Genomic DNA, 18,112 nt, shown 5'->3' on the forward strand with positions numbered 1-18,112 from the left:
CTACACGAAAGCAGTCGGATTTCGCACCGGGTCAGGCGCTGTCTATACCCAGGGCTTCGACATCTCTCGAAATGCATGCGAGACCCCACGCCATCTCCCATGCCACCGCCGGCGTTCTATGGTTCCTACCAAGCGATTGGGTTGGTCGCGGACGTCAGGAACGACTGACCGTCCGGGCGCCGGAAGCACCCTGGAACTTCACTGGCCACAGGGTGATCAAGTAGCCCGGGTGATCGCGGTTGGCCAGTGAGAAATGGTTTTCCCTGCCGTCGACAGCGGTCCCATTCACCAGCAGGTAGGGCAGATCCGATTGCGGCAGACCGCAATCGCTCAGGAATCCATCAATCCTCAGCTGGACGGTGTTCCGACCAGCGACCTGTTCTACCTATCCGCAAACCGTGGCACGGGCTGTCTTCGATGCCTGCAGGACGCGTGGGACGATTCTGACAACGAACGCATCCAGCGTCTCGCTATCAGTGGCGGTTTCCTGGTGCAGTTCAACCACCCGGCCGTGGATCACACCTAGTGCAGTCGTGCAGCTGGTGGCAAGCATTGTCGCGATGAAAGCGGTGGTGATCAGTACGCGCATGACTCTCTCTTTGTGCTGTGCTGCAAACAAGGCAGAGGGTGGCGCGTGGGACAGTCTCGGTCCTTACGGAGAACCATTCGCGTCTGCATGACGCGGATGTCGGACAACTGCTGCAGCAGATCCTCGTGGCTGTTCGGCGCTAGGTTCAACACGAGGCTGACCGGTTGGACTCCATGGCAGGCGGCGGCCGACAGCAACTCCGTCATGATCTTCATCGTGGACGTTGCTGAGTTTCCGTTTGGGTTCGGTTAGAGGGGGTTTTTCAATTGATCACAGGTAACGCGAATTTGCGTTCTTTGCACGCCAATTTCGAACTATGTCTCGGATGTGCAAATTTTCATGTCCTACAATCGACGTGTGGGCATGACGCCTGCTGGAAATCTGTACGTCCATTCTCTAAGGAGTAGATGTGAAGAAGATGATCGCTGTAGTAGCCGCCTTGGTAGGATCTCTGGCGCTGACCGCGTCCGCACAGGAAGTGGATTACTTGGGGGCCTCGCCCAAGCTCTTGGCGGAAGCCAATGCGCAGGCGGCAGATTTGCCGGCAGGCGTTCAGCTGGTTGAACTTGAGCGCTGGCGCCATCGGGAGGACACATTCTCTGCGCGGCCGCTGAACACTCCGGGTGGAATGAAGCACCCGGGTAGGAAGGAAGGAACCTTGGGCTTCATTTCCTACTATCCGTTCGAAGGCAGCGTGACGATGTATGCCTGCCTCAATAATAACTGGCTGGATAGCTTCTCTTCGATGGACCCGAATTGCGAGGGTCATATGAAGGCTACGAACGGCATGCCAATTACGGGCTACATCGCGTCGACGCAGCTCCCGGGCACCGTGCCGTTGTACCGCTGCATGCGCGGAGGTCTGAAGCCGAACAACTGGGCAGATCACTTCGATACGTTGGACGCCAACTGCGAAGGTGTTAAGTATCCAGTGAACGAAGGAATCATGGGCTACATCTGGCTCTGATTTATCGCTGATCTACACCGCCGTCAGAAGGGAGGCAGTCGCTACGCGACTGCCTCCAAGAGATCTTCGTGGCTATTACGAGGCGTGTTAACTGCCCGGCTAATGCGGTAGGCATCTACCGTCGGCGGCCGTCGGATGCTTCGCCACGATCTTCATCGTGGACCTGGCAGGGTACCGCTGGGGTTTGGTTGAAGAGTCCGGTGCGGCCGAAATTCAATTCAATGCCATCTGCCTAAAAGCTGATTGAGGGTGATCGATGCGAGCGTTGTCACATTGTGGGCTCGCAAGACTGGATAGGATCGAGCGGCGAACAAAATGTTCGTGATTGAAGAAACGGAGCATTTTCGTGAAATCGAGTCTTCTGAGTATTTCTTTGCTTCTCGTAGTTGGTGGCGCGCCCGTCGCCCATGCAAGCGGGACTGACCTTGCATCCGTGGCGAATGCGGCGGTGCAGATGGATCCCAGTCTTGCTGTGCCGGCGGGTGTCACGCTGGCAGAACTGCATCGCCTCTATCACCCCAAGCAAAACTCGCACATGATCATTCACTACGACATTGCATCGTGGTTGCGATCGGGATTTATCGACGAAGGTGTCATTGGATTTGTCTCCTCGACTCCTTTTGAGGGTGGTCATGCGATCAGGGCGTGTTTGAGCCACACGCCGTATGACGATTTCACCTCAACTGACATGAACTGTGAGGGGCAAGTCATTCCTCCCTATCGAGGGATTATCGGCTACCTTTCGACGGTCCAGTTGCCAGGAACCGCGCCACTGTATCGATGCGCTTATGCCTGGAAGGGAAAGTTGCGTCATTTCGACACCCGCGATATCGGCTGCGAAGGAATCTCGGGCGCCCATAACGATGGGCCGCAAGGCTACGTCTTCATGTGATTGAGTAGCCGCCTGGCTGTTGGCTTGGTGGCTCACCCTACGGTCGCCCGTTCGAATCGGGCCGGGGTCACCATCCACGCGCCGTACGGGGCGCCCGTCTTCGAGCGCTACAGCAGCTCCAGGCCGCGCAGCACCTCCGCCACGCGCGCCTGCTCTTCACCGTGCAGCCCAAGCAAGGGCCGTGGCAGGCAGTCCTCCGCACACAGGCCCATCAGCGCCGCTGCGCATGCCATGACGCGGATGCCGCCGAAGCGGTCGTACAGCGCCCAGAGCGGCGCCAGCCTCGCCGACATGGCCTGCGCCGTCGCCATGTCGCCCGCGCCGGCCGCGCGGGTGATCTGTTGCGCCACCTCGGGCAACAGCCCGCCGGTTACCGAGTACCAGCCATCGCAGCCAGCGGCCAGTCCATGTACGGCGGCCGCGTCGCCGCTGATGCCCAGCGTGACGTGCGCCGGAAGATGGGCGCGTAGTGCGGTGACGCGCGCTGCTGCTTCTGCAGGATCGTCGGACAGGCGTGGAAGCTTGATCGAGGCGATGTTGGGCAGGGCGGCGATCCGCCCGTGCAGGTCATCGCTGAAACGGAAGTGGGTGGTGCCGGGATTGTCGTAGACGCAGATCGGGCTGCGCACTGCCGTGCACACCGATTCGAAGAGCGTATAGACCTCGTGTTCCTTCAATGGCTGGTAGGACACCGGTGCCAGCAGCAGGCCGGCCGCACCGGCATCCTCGGCATCCTTTGCCAGAGCCAGCACATCGCGGGTGCGCAGCGCACCGATGCCAACGATGACCGGGACGGCGCCCGAATGGGACAGGGCTTCGCGCAGCACGCGCATGCGCTCGGCGTTCTCCAGGTAGGCGTAGCTGCCGGTGGAGCCGAGCACGCCCATGGAGTCCACGCCAGCGGTGGCCAGGCGCTCGACCAGCCCGGCGAAGGCGCGCAGGTCGATGCCCGATTCGGTCATCGGCGTAAGAGGAAAGGCGCTGAGGCCGTGGATCATGGCGAACCCCGAGGGCAGAAGGAAAGGAGAGGGCGTCAGGTGTGGCGACCGTGGATGATCGGCATTGTTTATTGTCCTAGGACAAAATTCAAGCGCTGCCCTGCAACGTGATTTGGTGGCCAGGATCGCGCACCATGGCGGCCATCCTTGCTCGCGCGCATGCCATGACTGAGTGCCTTCACCCCGTGCAGCCCCCGCACTACGCCGTCATCGGCGCGTGGCTGGATTCGGCCAGCGCAACCCAGCGCTGGGCAGGCCCCGGCGTACCGTATCCACTCGCGCCCGATGCATTCGCGCAAGCACTGCAACTGCAGCAGCGGCCGGGGTGGGTGCTGCTGGATGCGCGCGGCCACTGCGTTGGTTTCGGCCAGTACTGGCCAACGACCTCCGGAACGCTGCACCTGGGCCGCATCATCGTTTCGCCGCAGGCACGCGGGCGTGGACTGGGCCGTGTACTGATGCAGGCGCTGATGGGGCAGGCGTTGCAGTCCGCCGGGGTGGAGCGGCTGACCCTGCGTGTCTATCGTGACAACGTCGCGGCGATGACCCTGTACCGCGACCTTGGTTTCCAGTCGATGGAAGACGCTTCGACGCCGGAACTGCTGTTCATGCAGCACCGTGCCGGCTGAGTCGTGATCATGCACGCAGCAAGGTAGTAGCTTTCTGCTCCTGCCGTTGCTCGCGTGTGATGCAGCTGATGTGTTCGGTGCGGTGGTTGGCGAGGAAGCGGTTGAACTTGTCCCCCTCAGCATGCTGGAAAATGCATCTGCTCCGTGTGGCCGGCGATGGCAGGTTGTCGGCGAACTCGCCGATACCGACCTTGCTGTCGGGTCCGATCAGGATGCCGATACAGCCGACGGCGGGACCATCCTCGCGACGTTGCAGTGCATGGACGTCATGAGCACCCGCATTGCGTGCCATCGCCGCTGGAGGCGCCGCTGCTGCAGGGCTGGCTGCAGCAGCTGATGGACGCACAGCACGCGGGTGGCCGCTATCGGCACGTGATGCGGCGCAACCTGTTGCAGACCTTTTTCCTGAAGTTCGCCACGCTGCTGCCGGTGCAGAAGGCGGCAGCAGCGCCGACCGCCAGGTGGTATTGGCGATCAAGGCGCTGCTGAGCTACAGCGAGCTGCCGATCGGGCGCATTGCCGAGCGGTTGTGCTTTGAGGATGCGTCCTACTTGTACCGCTACTTCCGGCGGCACACCGGGCAGTCGCTGACCGGCTACCGCCGTGCGGGGCAGGGCGACGCTAGTGGGACACGAACATCGGTGCTGGTACCTCGGACAGCAGATCTTCGGTAACCCCGCCAAGCACGCGTTCGACCACCCGGCTGCGGCTATAAGGGCCCAGCACCAGCAGGTCGGCCTCGGCATCGAGGACATGCTGGCGGATGGTTGCGGCAACACCGCCCTGTGTGGAACTGATCGCCTGGATCTCGACTTCGACACCGTGGCGGGCCAGGTGCTGGGCCATCTCGGCACCGGGCGTGGCTTCGGCCTTGGGCGTGTCGACCATCAGCAGGTGCACCGCCTGCGCGCGCGCCAGCAACGGCAGTGCATCGGCTACAGCGCGACGGGCCTGTTTGCTGGCATTCCAGGCCACCACGATGCGCCGGCCGACCTGTTCGCCATGCCAGTGCGGTGGCACCAGCAGCATCGGCACGCCGGTCTGGCGCAGCGTGCCCAGCGGACGCCAGCCGGAGGGCGCGCCGGGCGTGTGCGGATAGCCGGCGATGATCAGGTCGCAGTACAGCGATTGCAGGGCCAGGTCGGCGCCACCGAGATAGTCCGAGACGATGCGCAGTTCGGTGCTGATCTGCAGCGGCTCGGAGGCCGCGCGCAGGTTCTGCATGAGCTGTGCGGTGCAGGCGGCATCGGCACGTGCTTCATGGTCGAGTGCGGCGGCGATGCCCGCGCCGCGGGCGAAACCGTTGGCGATGTCGGTGGGATGCTGGGCGGTGGATACCGCAACCAGGTGTGCCTGCTGGGCCTGCGCCAGATGGGCGGCGATGTTCAGTACGCGGTCCCCGGTGTCGCTGGCATCGAACAGCACAGCGATGTCGCGTAGTGGATGCAGCATGGCGTTGTCTCCTTCGATGCCTGTGACGCGTTCCCTGCCATGCACCGACCCGGGTGCACCGGACGCGCCTCCGTTGTAGCGCATCCGTGATTCCAATGAATCATTTTTGATTCAGTTTATTAATTGATGATTCATGCTAGCGTGAGTGGACACCGCCTCCAGGCCCCTCCATGCGACCTGCCGCAGCACGTACACGCCGCGACCTGCACCACGCCCTTGCTGCCACCCTGGTCAGCCATCCGCGCTGCACACTCAGCGAGCTGGCCAGTGGCGCCGGTATCAGCCGGGCCACGCTGTACCGCTTCGCACCTACCCGCGAAGCGATCGACGAGGCGTTGTTTGCCGCGGGCTTCGAGCGGCTGGAAGCCGCAGCCACGTGGTTCGACGGGGATGCCGATGCGATGCAGGTGCTCGAGCAGGTCACCCACACGCTGCTGGCGGATTGGGAACTGGTGACGCTGCTGTTTGCACGCATGATGGAAGAGCAGCAGCGGCAGGGTGACCTGCACCTGCTGCCCGAGCGCTGGGCGCCGATCGGCGAGCGTTTCGAGGCATTTTTCCTGCGCGGCCAGCACGCAGGCGTGTTCAACGTCGAATTCAGTGCAGTGTGGTTGGCGGACTTCTACTGGACCTGCTTCTACGGCATCACCTGGTCACTGGCGCGCGGTCGGCTGGCACCGGCGATGGCGGCATCAACGTTGCTGGCGTCGTTCCGTCATGGGGCGATGAAGGTCTGAGTGCGATGCCTGCGGCGCGTATCGCGTCGTAATGGTTGGGCACTGCAACGTGCGCCGAATTTGCGTGGCGTCTTGCCGGAAAGGGCATTCGTGCTGCCGGAATGGTGCACTGCGTGCCGCCATCGGGTTGCTACAACTGTGGTCGTGAAAGCGTGCTCGATTCCGCGAAATTAAATGAGACGTTCATCACGTTATTGTTGCAGTGCGGTATCGTAATCGTAGAACTTTACACCTGACCAACGGGGTCCAGGGACGGTTGTAGTGGCCATGGAGCCGGCAGAACGCGCGTTCGCGCGTGTCGCCAGGCGCGTGAGTTCGTCCCAGGTTACCCACCGAACTGCGGCCCCGTGCGGGCCGACCGGGGAAATCACCATGTGGCAGTCGACGACGTCGCGCATTCGCGCGGGCGGTGGATGCGTTCATCCTGAAAAAAACCTGCAGCACCTGCACCCTCGCCGCTGGATGGCGATCGTCGTGCTGATGCTGCTGGCGATGGCGTTGCCATCGCTGGCGTCGGCGGCGGCCTATGCGACCGGCGGCAGCAGCCCCTACCGCAATACCGTGTTGTGGCTGACCTGGGGCGGCGGCGCGAATGGCGTCGACAACATCGTGCTCAACGACGGTGCCACTTCTTCCATCGACATGCCGATCGCTGCCGGGGTGAACCTGCGCGTGGACTGCCGGTTGAATACCGCCGAGACCAACGTGCTGCGCAGCTATCGCCCGGGCAACTGGCGTGGCGACAGCCTCGATGACCTGTACAACATCGGTGGCACGGGTACAGCCAACCAGCTGATCGCCGGCATCGCGCGCACGGCCGGCACGTCCAGCTTCAGCATCACCTGCACCTCGACCATGGGCGGTGCGCCGTACCGCCTGCGTGGCGTGGTGATGGCCGACGCCGAGTCGATCAACAACAGCGGCGAGTTCGTCGAAGCCAGCGCGCAGGGCACGTGGAACGTGGTGGAGGTCCGCAAGAACCTGGCCAACAGTACTCCCTACCTGGTGAACAAGTCGACCAGCGGCGGCAACCAGGTCATCCGCTTCGGTCCGGGCAACGACGACAACACGGCCGCGGTCACCTTCCTCAGTTTCGACAACGCCGCGCATGCGCCGGGCAACCTGGCAGTGAACATGGGCTTTTCGATGCGCGGCGGCGGCACCACCGCCATCGCCATCGGCCTGCTGGTGCCGTATGCCGACTTCGGCGATGCACCGCAGAGCTACGGCGACGCCATGCACGTGGTGGACGATCTGCAGTTCCGCTCCGACGGTATTCCGCAGGGCAGCAGCAACTTCAACATCAACACCGCCGCCTATGCACCGGGTGGCCTGGCGCCGCCGCTGACCGATTTCCTCGGCAGCCTGGGCCCGGATACCGAGCAGAAAAGCAGTTACAGCGCTGATGCACTGGGCGATGACAACTTCCCGCAGGCGGGAAGCCGCGAAGAAGATGCGTGGCCGACCAGCTACCGGTTGACGGTGATGCAGGCCGGTACCCAGATCAACCAGCCGGTGGCCTGCGTGGGCAATGGCAGCGTGGCGGGCTGGATCGACTTCAACCGCAATGGCACGTTCGACGCCAGCGAACGCAGCACGACCGCTGCCTGCACTGGGGGCCAGGCCAACCTGGGCTGGACCGTGCCTACTGCGGTCAGCGCAGGTACCAGCTATGTGCGGCTGCGCTACGCCACCAACGCGATGCAGATCCAGAGCCCGACCGGCGTGGCCGACGACGGCGAAGTGGAGGATCACCGCATTACCATCACCGCGCCTGCACTGAAAGTGGTGAAGAGCAACAACGCCACCGGGGGTGTATGGAACTACGGCCAAGCCGGCACCGAATACACGCTGACGGTGAGCAACACCAGCGATGTGCCGACCGGCAATCCACCGAATGTGCCCGCCGGCCCGATCGTCGTGCGCGACCAGCTGCCGGCCGGTATCGTGCCGAACTGGATGGGCGTGCATGCAAGCGGCAACTGGAGTTGCACCGCAAGCGGCCAGGACGTCACCTGCACCAGCAACCAGGTGCTGGCGGCGGCGGGCAGCGCCGGCTCGAGCTCGGTGTTCACGCTGCCGGTCACCGTAACCGCCTCGGCGTCGGGCGTGCTGACCAACCACGCCAGCGTGGGCGGTGGCCACGATCCGTTCAACAACGGCACGCCGCCGGCGCCGGGCAGCAGCTGCACCGATGCCGACCACTGCACGCGCAGTGACGTGACCGTGCCGGTGACGCGCGTCAGCTATGCCAAGCGTTCCAATACGGCTGGCCCGGTGGCGGTGGGTGCGACGGTGAGCTACGCCGTCGACGTTACCGTGGCCGATGGCAATACCCGCGATGTGCTGACCCTGACCGATACGCTGGGTACCGGCCTGGATTTCGCCAGTGTCAGCAACGCCGGTCCGTTCACCTGCAACGCGGCCAATCCGCTGGTGTGCACGCTGCCGGCCGGCACCGCGCCGGGCACCTACAGCCTGAGCTATACGGCCACCGTCAATGCCCAGGCCAGCGGCCAGGTGGTCAACACCGTGGTTGGCACCGGCACTGATACGCCCACCTGCAGCAGCAACTGCACCACCACCACGCCGATGGCGGCGCCGAAGATCTCGGTATCCAAGGCCAGCAGTACGACCGGTCCCGTCGCGGTGGGTGACAGCGTCGCCTACACCGTTACCGCGGTGGTGGCCGATGCGCGCACCACGGCAGTGACCACGCTGACCGATACGCTGGGTACCGGCCTGGACTTCGGCAGCCTGACCAATGCCGGCGGTTTCAGCTGCGTGCCGGGCAACCCGCTGGTGTGCACGCTGCCGGCCGGCACGGTGCCGGGCAGCTACGCGTTCTCCTATACCGGCATTGTCAATGCGCAGGCCAGCGGCCAGGTGCGCAACGCGGTGGTGCCGAGCGGCACCGACAACCCGTCCTGCGTGGGCAGCTGCGATACCACCACGCCGATGGCCAGTCCACAGGTGGTGTACGCCAAGCAGGCCTCCACCGGCGGCCCGGTGCGGGTCGGCGACCGCATCGACTACACACTGAGCGTAACCGTGAGCCGTGCGCGTACCACCGGCGTGGTCACCCTCACCGATACCCTGGGCAACGGCCTCGACTTCGCGGGCGTGGGCAGTGCAGGAACCTTCACCTGCAATGCCGCCAATCCGCTGGTCTGCACGCTGCCAGCGGGCACCGTGCCCGGCACCTACAGCCTCACCTATGGCGCTACCGTCAACGCACAGGCCAGTGGCAGCGTGCGCAATGCGGTGCTCGGCAACGGCACCGACACCCCGTCGTGCAGCGTGAACTGCGATACCACCACGCCGGTGGCAACGCCGGGGGTGAGCTATGCCAAATCGGTGAACAGCACCGGTCCGGTTTCCGTTGGCGATCGATTGACCTATACCCTGACCACAGTGGTGGCCAATTCGCGTACCACCGCTGTGGTGACGTTGACCGACACCCTCGGTGCCGGGCTGGACTTCGGCGCGGTGACCAGCGCCGGTGCCTACACCTGCAATGCCGCCAACCCGCTGGTGTGCACCTTGCCTGCCGGCACCGTGCCGGGCAGCTACAGCCTGTCCTACACCGCCGTGGTGAACACGCAGGCCAGCGGCCAGGTCACCAACGCGGTGCTGGGCAGCGGTGGTGACAATCCGTCGTGCACGGCCAACTGCGATACCACCACGCCGGTAGCCGGCAGCGAGATCGACTACCGGAAGACCTCGGCCGCTGCCGGTGCGGTGAAAGTGGGTGACAGCATCGCCTACACGCTGACTGCCGTGGTCGGCCGATCGCGTACCACTGCGGTGTTCACGCTGACCGATACCATGGGCCCAGGCCTGGACTTCGGCGCGGTGACTGCCAGCCAGGGTTTCAGCTGCAATGCGGCCAACCCGCTGGTGTGTACATTGCCGGCCGGTACCGCGCCGGGCACCTATACGGTGGATTACACCGCGAAGGTGAACGCACAGGCCAGGGGCAGCGTCAGCAACGCGGTGCTGGGCAGTGGCACCGGTACCAATACCTGTACCAGCAACTGCGGCACCACCACGCCGGTGCTGTCGGCGGTGGTGACTTACCACAAGCAGTCGAGCACGGCGGCGCCGATCGATATCGGTGATGCGGTGGACTACACCGTCGAGGTGACGGTCGCCAATTCGCAGACGCTGGATGTGGTGACCCTGACCGATACCCTGGGCCGCGGCCTGGACCTGCAGTCGATCACCCAGCCCGGCCCGTTCACCTGCAACAGCAGCAATCCGCTGGTGTGCACGCTGCCGGCCGGTACCGTGCCGGGCACCTATACGCTGGGCTATCGCGCACGGGTCAATGCGCAGGCCACCGGCAGCGTGCGCAATGCGGTGCTCGGCAGTGGTGGTGATACGCCCACCTGCAGCGGCGACTGCAGCACCGAACATGCATTGGCCGACCCGCGCGTGGTGCTGGAGAAGCAGTCCGGCCCGGCCAGCGGCACCGACGTGCGCCCGGGCGACCGCCTGCGCTACACCCTGGTTGCGACCGTTGAACGCGCCGCCCTGCGGCAGCCGCTGCAGCTGGTCGATACGCCCGACGCTGGCCTGAGCATCGAGAGCCTGCCCACGGGATGTGCGCAGCAGGGCGCGGACATCGTCTGCACGGTGCCGAGCGGTACGCCGGTTGGTCGCCACGAGTATGTCTACCAGGCGATCGTCAACCAGGAAGCACGGACCCAGGTGCTGAACCGCCTGCGCGGCCAGTATCCGGACGGTTCGCCGCCACCGGAGTGCACGACCTGCGAAACGCACCACAAGGTGATCTCTGATTTCTCGCTGCGCATCACCAAGACCGCCAGCCCGCGCCGGGTGAAGGTGGGCGACCTGGTGCGCTACCAGCTGGTGGTGGAGAACGTGGGAGGCAGCCACTGGCGCGATGGTGTGGTGGTCGATACGCCGCCGCCGGGCTTCAGCTACGTGGATGGCTCGATGCGCGTGGCCGACGATGACGGTGCGTTCGCGCTGGCCAGCAGCCAGTCGCCGCTGCGCATCGGTGCGGTGGATATCGCGGTCGGCCGCAGTGCCACCATCACCTACCTGCTGCGGGTGGGCGCCGGCGTGCGCGCCGGCAACCATGTGAACCAGGCGGTGGCGACGGCCGATGACGGCAGCCCGTTGTCGAACGTGGCGACCGCCGAAGTGGCGATGGATGCCGATCCGCTGCTGGAAGACAGCCTGGTGTTCGGCACCGTGTTCGATGACCGCGATGGTGACGGTTGGCAGGACAGCGCCGAGCTGACCGGTGTACGCGTGCAGGGCGGTTTCGCGGCCCCTGCATATGTGGCGGGCTCGACCACGCTGGATCGGGGCGACGGCCCGCAACCGCTGGCCGATGCCAGTGCGCCCCTGCTGCACGGCGTGCAGATCGGCGTGGTGCATGGACGCGCGTCGACCTCCGACAGCGCCGAGGCGCACCAGGTGGTGTTGCGGCAGCGCCTGCGCGAGCTCGCCTTCAGCGATGACTTCGTGCTGGAAAGCGCGCAGGGGCATCGCCTGCGGATGGATGCGCAGGGGGCTACTCGCGTGCAGCGCAGTGGCGATGCCGGCAAGGGCCTGACCGCCGCGGCGCCGACCGTGCGCCGCGAGGTCGCACGCGTGGCCGATGGCTACGAGGTGGCCTATGTGATCGGCAACGAAGGCATCCAGGAGCAGGGCATTCCCGGGGTACGCCTGGCCACGGTGGAAGGCCTGCTGGTGGAGACCGATCCGTTCGGCCGCTACCACCTGGCCGACGTGCACGGGGGCGATGCGCGGCTGGGGCGCAACGTCATCATCAAGCTGGACCCGGCCACGATACCGGCCGGTGCCGAGCTGACCACCGAGAATCCGCTGTTGCGGCGGGTGACCCAGGGTGTGCCGACGCGCTTCAGCTTCGGCGTGCGCCTGCCGCCGTCGCCACAGGCAGCGGCCGAACGCATGGAGCTGGCATTGGGCGAGGTGCTGTTTGCCCCGGGCAGCAGCGAGCTGCGCGCCATCTATCGCCCGGTGCTGGTGAAGATGGCCGAAGTGGTGGACCGCTACCAGGGCGGTGATGTGGTGATTGCCGCCAATGGTGAAAGCCAGGTGCTGGCCTTTGCCCGTGCCGCAGTGGTGCGTGATGCCCTGCAGGCCGAGGTGACCGAGCGTGCGCGCGCTGGCCTGGCCGTGCAGCTGCGCACCGATGTGCAGGACCCGCATTCGCTGCTGGCCGGTGTTGATGCCGGTGGCGCACTGCTGGGCAACGTGTTGTTCGACACCGACAAGGCGGTCGTGCGCGAGGAATTCAAGCCGCTGCTGGCGGCGATCGCCGCGCGCCTGGAGAAGATGGGCGGTGGCCAGGTCAGCCTGGTTGGACACACCGATGTACGCGGCAGCCATGCCTACAACCAGGCGCTGGGCCTGCGTCGTGCCGATGCCGTGTTCGAGGCGTTGCGCAGCCAGCTCAGCCCCGCCGTGCAGCAGCGCCTGCGCGTCCGCAACGAGGAGAGCGCCGCCACCCGTGCGGCGGCCCGCCAACAGGAGGCCCGCCGATGAGCGCGCATCACACCGCTGCCCGCCGTGCGGCCTGCCTGCCGCGAGCGGCCCTGTACCAGGCAATGCTGCTCGGGCTCGCCGGCGCCGTCCAGGCCGCGCCGCCTGCCGCCGAGCCGGCACCGATCCACTGCGACGGCAGCCAGTGCAACGCCGAAGGCGAACTGCTGTTCCGCCTGCGTTCGCGCAGCTACGACGAACCGGTGACCGAAGGGACGTCGGTGCATTCGACCTCGCAGGCACTGCAGCCGGATCGGCGGGTCAGCCTGGCGATCGATGAACCGGGCAAGGCGACGGTACGTGGCGAGTTCATGATCCGCCTGCCGGAAGGGGGCGCGATCTGGGCCACCGAAGACCCGGCGATGGGCCAGCCCGAGCTGTCGGTGTCGGCGCCGGGCATGGTCGCTTTCGACGAAGGCCGGATCGTGCGGCCGGTCGAGTTCTACGTGCGCGGCAACTACACCGCCTTCATCAAGCGCCTGGAAGTGAGCCTTTACCGTGGCAGCGATACCGACCGGGTTGCGCCCCTGGCGCAGTTCGAGCTGCCGGTGGCTGCGGTCGCGCAGGGCAGCTGGGATGGCACGCTGCCGGCGTCGACGCTCCTGCGTCGTGGCGACCGCCTGGTCTACGTGCTGCGCGCCTTCGACGCAGAGGGCAATGTTGATGAAACCACCGCGCAGTCCATGCAGCTGGTGACCCCGGCGGAGTTCGAGCGTGGCAACCAGCAGTTGCGTGATGCGCTGGAGGACCGCCGCGGGACGGCGGTGGATGCCAACCAGGCAGCATCGTTGTCGCTGCTGCAGCAGGTGTTCGACAGCAACGGCCTGCGCCAGCAGAACATCCCGGTGTACGGTTCGCGCGTGCGCCTGCGTGGACGTGACCTGCCGCTGGGCGCGGCGCTGAAGATCAACGGCGCCAGCTATCCGCTGGACCAGGATCGCAAGTTCGCAGCCGAGTACCTGATGCCGATCGGTCACCACGTCTTCGACGTGCGCGTTGAACGGCCGGATGCACCGGCCATCGCGCGCACGCTGGAAGTGGATGTCAGCGGCCAGTACCTGTTCGGTGTCGGCCTGGCCGACATCACCGTGTACCAGAACAAGGCCAGTGGGGCAGGGCAGGACCTGGCCCGGGGTGGTCGCAACGATGATGTGCTCAGTGACGGCCGCCTGGCCTTCTACCTGAAAGCCAAGACCCGTGGCCGCTACCTGCTGACCGCGCAGGCCGACACCCAGAACCGTCCGCTGGACGAACTGTTTACTGGTTTCACTACCGCCGATCCGCGCGATCTGTTCCGCAGTCTTGACCCGGACCTGTATTACCCGACCTATGGCGATGATTCGCTGACCCAGCGTGATGTCGACAGCATGGGGCGCTTCTACCTGCGCATGGACTGGGACAAGAACCAGGCGCTGTGGGGCAACTACAACACCGGCCTGACCGGCACCGAGTACGCGCAGTACGTGCGTTCGCTGTATGGAGCGGCGTTGTCGTGGCGATCCCGTGGCGCCAATGCCTGGGGCGATGCGCGCAGCGAACTGCGCCTGTTCGGTTCGCAGGCCGAGACCGCGCCCGGCCACAGCGAGTTCATCGGTACCGGCGGCAGCCTGTACTACCTGCGCCATGCCAGCATCCTCAGTGGCTCGGACCAGGTGGTGCTGGAGATCCGTGACCGTACCACCGGCCGCGTCGAGCAGCGCGTGCCGATGGTGCGCGGCGCCGACTACGAGATCGACGCATTGCAGGGTCGCATCCTCCTGACGCGGCCACTGGCCCAGCTCAGTCGCGAGAACCTGCGCCGGATCAGCCGGGACGTGCCACTGGACGGCTACGAGCAGCGCCTGATCGTCGACTACGAATGGGTACCGACCGGGTTTGACAGCGACGACATCACCGCCGGCGTACGTGGCAAGCACTGGTTCGGTGATCATGTGGCGGTGGGTGCGACCTATGTGGACGAGCGGCGCGCCGGCCAGGACTACTCGCTGAAAGGGGCGGACCTGACCCTGCAGGCCGGCCGAGGCACCTACCTGAAGGTCGAGCACAGCCGCAGCGAGGCCACCAGCGCGCCCGTGTTCTTTTCCGACAACGGCGGCCTCAGTTTCAGTCGCCTCAATCCTGAAGGCCCGCGCGAAGGCGAGGCGAGCGCCGTCGAGGCCCGCGTCAATCTGCGCGAGCTGGGCTGGACCCGGCGCGACTGGAGTGCCGGGGCCTGGTGGCGCCAGGTGGACGGCGGCTATTCGGTCGGGCGTTTCGACACCGGCCAACGCGTGCGCGAGCAGGGTGCCGAACTGCTCGGCTATGTGACCGACGATTTCAGTGTGTATGCCCGCTACAGCGAGGCACGGCGGGGCGCGGAGTCGCTGATCCAGGCGCAGGCCACCGCCGAATGGCGGATCGGCGAGAACGATCGACTGTCAGCCGAACTGCGTCGGGTGCAGGAGGACCGGGGCAGCGGTAGCAGCGTCGCAGGTGTACTGGCTGCTGCACGTTATACCCATCGCATCGGAACCTCGCTGGATATATACGGCGGAGGCCAGCTGACGGTGGATGACGACCATGGCCGCTATGCCGACAATGATGCGGTGGTGGCGGGTGGCACCTGGACCTTCGCCAATCTGTCCACGATCGGCGCCGAAGTCAGTGACGGCGATCGCGGCAGTGCCGCACAGGTCAATGCCGAGTACCGGCTGACCCCGCAGCACAGCTTCTATGGTGCGTTCACCCAGTCCACCGACCGCAGCGAGTACGACCCGCTGTTCAACCCCAATGCGCAGGATGGATGGACGCTGGGCCAGCGCTGGCGCCTGTCCGACCAGGTCAACGTGTTCAATGAAAGCCAGTTCCTCAAATCCGGGCAGGACTCCGGGCTGGCGCACACCTTCGGCATGGACTTCTATCCGGCGGTGGGCTGGAACGCCGGCTTCACGCTGAGCAACGGCAAGCTCGATGCCAGCACCGGGCAGGTCGACCGCAAGGCGGTGAGCCTGTCCGGCGGGCGGACCTCGCCGGGCACCGAGTGGCAGAGCAAGCTGGAGTGGCGGCGCGACACCGGCGCGGAGCGGCGCACGCAGTGGGTGAGTACCAATCGCCTGAGCCATCGGCTCAACGACAGCTGGCGAATCGCTGCGCGCTTCAACTATGCCGACACCGATGATGCGATCAATCCGGTGGCGGGCGCGCGTTTCATCGAGGGCAACCTGGGCTTCGCCTACCGACCCTGGGACAACGATCGCTGGGCGTTGTTCGGCCGCTATAGCTATCTGTATGACCTGTCGACAATGGGGCAGGTGAATGGTTACGACTACGACCAGCGGACCCAGGTGCTGTCGCTTGAGGGCGTGTACCGCATCGACCAGCGCTGGGAAGTGGCGGCCAAGGCGGCCCGCCGCGAAGGCGAAGTGCGCTATGGGCGCGGTACCGGTCCGTGGTTCGACTCGGCCACCCGCTTCGCGTCCGGCCAGCTGCGCTACGACCTGTACTACCAGTGGCATGGGCTGCTGGAGTACCGGCTGCTGGATGTGCGTGACGGCGGCACCCGGCAGGGTTGGCTGGCTGGTGTCGACCGCGATATCGGGCGCAATTTCCGCGTCGGCGTGGGCTACAACTTCACCGACTTCAGCGATGACCTGACGAAGTTCGACTACACCCACCGCGGCTGGTACCTGAACCTGGTGGGGCGCTATTGAAACGGCAGCCGAGCGTGGGCTCGACGCTGCAGCGCGGACGTGCCGGGCCATGCCCGGCGAGCCGTCAGTCCTGCTTCAACAGCTCGACCAGCTGGCGCAGGCGGTAGGGCTTGGGCAGGAACTCGACCTGCTCCGGCAGCGGCGGCAGCTGCGAGCGCGCATAGCCGGAGGACAGGATCATCCGCGCCTGCGGCTGTTCGCGGGCGACGTGCTCGCTCAGTTCGATGCCAGACATGCCGTTGGGCATGCTGATATCGCTGAACACCACATCGAAACGCGCCTCGCCCTTGAGCAGTTCCGCCGCCTCGTGGCCATCGGCGGTGGTGGCCACCTCGATGCCGAAATCGCGCAGGGCCAGGCCGATCATCTCGCGCAGATCGTTCTGGTCCTCCACCATCAATACGCGGATCGGTTCATCGGTCATGGGCTGGGTCCTCCGTTGCGGGTAGCAGCAGGCTGACCGTGGTGCCGACACCGGGCGTGGTGGACACATCGACGAAGCCGCCGCTCTGGGTAGTGAATCCGAACACCTGGCTCAGGCCCAGGCCGCTGCCCTTGCCGATGTCCTTGGTGGTGAAGAAGGGCTCGCTGGCGCGCTCGGCGATGTCGGCAGCCATGCCGTGGCCTTCGTCGCAGACGCTGAGCGTGACATAGCCGCGTTGCAGCGTGGTGTCCGCATCCGGGTCGAGCCGATGTTCCAGCGCGGTGCCGACCAGGATGCGCCCGCCGTCGGCGGTGGCTTCCACGGCATTGGCCACCAGGTTGGCCAGGGCAGCCTGCAGCTGCATCGCGTCGGTACTCACCTGCGGCAGGCCCGGCGTGAGGCAGGCGTCCAGCGTCACTGTGGGCGGGCAGGCGCGCTGCAGGTCCGGCAGCCATCGCCTTACCAGTGCATTGATGTCCAGCGGTTCGCGGATCAGGGTCTGGCCAGTGCTGAAGGCCAGCAGCTGGCGGGTCAGCAGGGCGCCACGGTCGGTGGCCGCCTGCGCAGCGTCCAGCAGCTCGGCAGCGCGCACATCGTCACCGCTGACGCGCAGCGACAGCAGGTCCAGCGCGTTGCCGATGGTGGTCAGCAGGTTGTTGAACTCGTGCGACAGTCCGCGGCTGAGCCGTCCGACCGTCTCGAACTGCTGGGTGTTGCGCAGCGCACGCTGGGCATCGCGCAGCAATCGCTGTGCCTGCCATTGCTCGGTGATGTCGCGGGTGATCTTGACGAAGCCAAGCAGCTCGCCGGCCTCCACGACCGGCTCGATGACCACGCTGGCGCGGAACGACGAGCCATCACGGCGTACCCGCCAGCCCTCACTGGCAACATGGCCCTGCTGCGCCGCGAGGCGGAGCAGGCGCTGCGGTTCGCCCGCCTCGCGGTCGGCGGCCAGGTAGAAACGACTGAAGTGCGTACCCACCACTTCACCGGCTGAATAGCCCTTGATGCGCTCGGCGCCCGGGTTCCAGCTGCAGACGATGCCTTCAGGATCAAGCAGGTACAGCGCATGGTCGCGCACGCTGTCGATCAGCAGTCGCAGTTGCCGGGAAGGGTCCGTCAGCACGGACGTCGTAGAAGCGGCAGCGTCCACGTTGAAATAAGTGTTACCCCTGAGAGGGACGTGAAGCTA

The 18,112-nt window shown here is 65.6% G+C and carries 12 protein-coding genes and 1 pseudogene; 7 read left to right on the forward strand and 6 right to left on the reverse strand.

What is annotated here, in order from left to right; all coding sequences use genetic code 11:
• Positions 1–385: 385 nt before the first annotated feature.
• Positions 386–589, reverse strand: a complete 204-nt coding sequence (locus V3B30_RS14170; RefSeq protein ID WP_262083825.1) for a hypothetical protein — start codon at positions 587–589, stop codon at positions 386–388.
• Between the two features lie 409 nt (positions 590–998).
• Between V3B30_RS14170 and V3B30_RS14175 the strand changes: the two genes are divergently transcribed.
• A complete protein-coding gene (locus tag V3B30_RS14175; RefSeq protein WP_262083824.1) occupies positions 999–1,556 on the forward strand; it encodes a hypothetical protein in 558 nt (185 codons plus the stop codon).
• Between the two features lie 346 nt (positions 1,557–1,902).
• Positions 1,903–2,448 carry a hypothetical protein gene (locus tag V3B30_RS14180; RefSeq protein WP_262083823.1) on the forward strand — a complete coding sequence of 182 codons (546 nt, stop codon included), beginning with the start codon at positions 1,903–1,905 and terminating at the stop codon, positions 2,446–2,448.
• Positions 2,449–2,555: 107 nt separating this feature from the next.
• On the opposite strand, the gene V3B30_RS14185 is transcribed toward V3B30_RS14180, so the two are convergent.
• Positions 2,556–3,446: a dihydrodipicolinate synthase family protein gene (locus V3B30_RS14185; RefSeq protein ID WP_262083822.1), complete on the reverse strand. Its 891-nt coding sequence runs from the start codon at positions 3,444–3,446 to the stop codon at positions 2,556–2,558.
• A 164-nt stretch (positions 3,447–3,610) separates the two neighbouring features.
• Between V3B30_RS14185 and V3B30_RS14190 the strand changes: the two genes are divergently transcribed.
• Entirely contained in the window at positions 3,611–4,075 is a 465-nt protein-coding gene (locus V3B30_RS14190) for a GNAT family N-acetyltransferase (protein ID WP_262083821.1), read from the forward strand.
• A 7-nt stretch (positions 4,076–4,082) separates the two neighbouring features.
• Here V3B30_RS14190 and V3B30_RS14195 read toward each other — a convergent pair whose 3' ends face one another.
• A complete protein-coding gene (locus V3B30_RS14195) occupies positions 4,083–4,367 on the reverse strand; it encodes a hypothetical protein (RefSeq protein WP_262083820.1) in 285 nt (94 codons plus the stop codon).
• Between V3B30_RS14195 and V3B30_RS14200 the strand changes: the two are divergent.
• Positions 4,343–4,749, forward strand: a pseudogene (locus V3B30_RS14200) (helix-turn-helix domain-containing protein); the annotation flags it as partial. The gene V3B30_RS14195 and the pseudogene V3B30_RS14200 sit on opposite strands and share 25 nt — an antisense overlap.
• Here V3B30_RS14200 and V3B30_RS14205 read toward each other — a convergent pair.
• Positions 4,697–5,527 carry a universal stress protein gene (locus tag V3B30_RS14205; RefSeq protein WP_262083819.1) on the reverse strand — a complete coding sequence of 277 codons (831 nt, stop codon included), beginning with the start codon at positions 5,525–5,527 and terminating at the stop codon, positions 4,697–4,699. The pseudogene V3B30_RS14200 and the gene V3B30_RS14205 sit on opposite strands and share 53 nt — an antisense overlap.
• A gap of 170 nt (positions 5,528–5,697) precedes the next feature.
• Between V3B30_RS14205 and V3B30_RS14210 the strand changes: the two genes are divergently transcribed.
• The 3 genes from V3B30_RS14210 to V3B30_RS14220 all read left to right on the forward strand — a co-directional run bounded on the left by V3B30_RS14210 (position 5,698) and on the right by V3B30_RS14220 (position 16,496).
• The gene (locus V3B30_RS14210) at positions 5,698–6,264 is read left to right on the forward strand and encodes a TetR/AcrR family transcriptional regulator (protein ID WP_262083818.1); all 567 of its coding nucleotides are present in this window, start codon (positions 5,698–5,700) and stop codon (positions 6,262–6,264) included.
• 480 nt (positions 6,265–6,744) lie between these two features.
• Positions 6,745–12,810 carry a CshA/CshB family fibrillar adhesin-related protein gene (locus tag V3B30_RS14215; RefSeq protein WP_329809680.1) on the forward strand — a complete coding sequence of 2,022 codons (6,066 nt, stop codon included), beginning with the start codon at positions 6,745–6,747 and terminating at the stop codon, positions 12,808–12,810.
• The gene (locus V3B30_RS14220) at positions 12,807–16,496 is read left to right on the forward strand and encodes a hypothetical protein (RefSeq protein ID WP_262083816.1); all 3,690 of its coding nucleotides are present in this window, start codon (positions 12,807–12,809) and stop codon (positions 16,494–16,496) included. Before V3B30_RS14215 ends, V3B30_RS14220 begins: the two co-directional genes overlap by 4 nt.
• Before the next feature lie 64 nt (positions 16,497–16,560).
• On the opposite strand, the gene V3B30_RS14225 is transcribed toward V3B30_RS14220, so the two are convergent.
• Positions 16,561–16,920 carry a response regulator gene (locus tag V3B30_RS14225; protein ID WP_014036985.1) on the reverse strand — a complete coding sequence of 120 codons (360 nt, stop codon included), beginning with the start codon at positions 16,918–16,920 and terminating at the stop codon, positions 16,561–16,563.
• Positions 16,910–18,046, reverse strand: coding sequence for a PAS domain-containing sensor histidine kinase (locus V3B30_RS14230; RefSeq protein ID WP_262083815.1), 1,137 nt, complete (start codon positions 18,044–18,046; stop codon positions 16,910–16,912). The genes V3B30_RS14225 and V3B30_RS14230 overlap by 11 nt, the downstream gene beginning before the upstream one ends.
• Positions 18,047–18,112: the final 66 nt, after the last annotated feature.

It is taken from the genome of Stenotrophomonas sp. SMYL41, assembly GCF_036319965.1.
In the GTDB taxonomy this organism is placed as follows: domain Bacteria; phylum Pseudomonadota; class Gammaproteobacteria; order Xanthomonadales; family Xanthomonadaceae; genus Stenotrophomonas; species Stenotrophomonas maltophilia_R.

Bases quoted from the DNA above. Each gene is read 5' to 3' on its own strand.
- V3B30_RS14170 (WP_262083825.1), bottom strand. From the start codon at position 589: ATGCGCGTACTGATCACCACCGCTTTCATCGCGACAATGCTTGCCACC.
- V3B30_RS14185 (WP_262083822.1), bottom strand. From the start codon at position 3,446: ATGATCCACGGCCTCAGCGCCTTTCCTCTTACGCCGATGACCGAATCG.
- V3B30_RS14190 (WP_262083821.1), top strand. From the start codon at position 3,611: ATGACTGAGTGCCTTCACCCCGTGCAGCCCCCGCACTACGCCGTCATC.
- V3B30_RS14195 (WP_262083820.1), bottom strand. From the start codon at position 4,367: ATGGCACGCAATGCGGGTGCTCATGACGTCCATGCACTGCAACGTCGC.
- V3B30_RS14205 (WP_262083819.1), bottom strand. From the start codon at position 5,527: ATGCTGCATCCACTACGCGACATCGCTGTGCTGTTCGATGCCAGCGAC.
- V3B30_RS14210 (WP_262083818.1), top strand. From the start codon at position 5,698: ATGCGACCTGCCGCAGCACGTACACGCCGCGACCTGCACCACGCCCTT.
- V3B30_RS14215 (WP_329809680.1), top strand. From the start codon at position 6,745: ATGCTGCTGGCGATGGCGTTGCCATCGCTGGCGTCGGCGGCGGCCTAT.
- V3B30_RS14220 (WP_262083816.1), top strand. From the start codon at position 12,807: ATGAGCGCGCATCACACCGCTGCCCGCCGTGCGGCCTGCCTGCCGCGA.
- V3B30_RS14225 (WP_014036985.1), bottom strand. From the start codon at position 16,920: ATGACCGATGAACCGATCCGCGTATTGATGGTGGAGGACCAGAACGAT.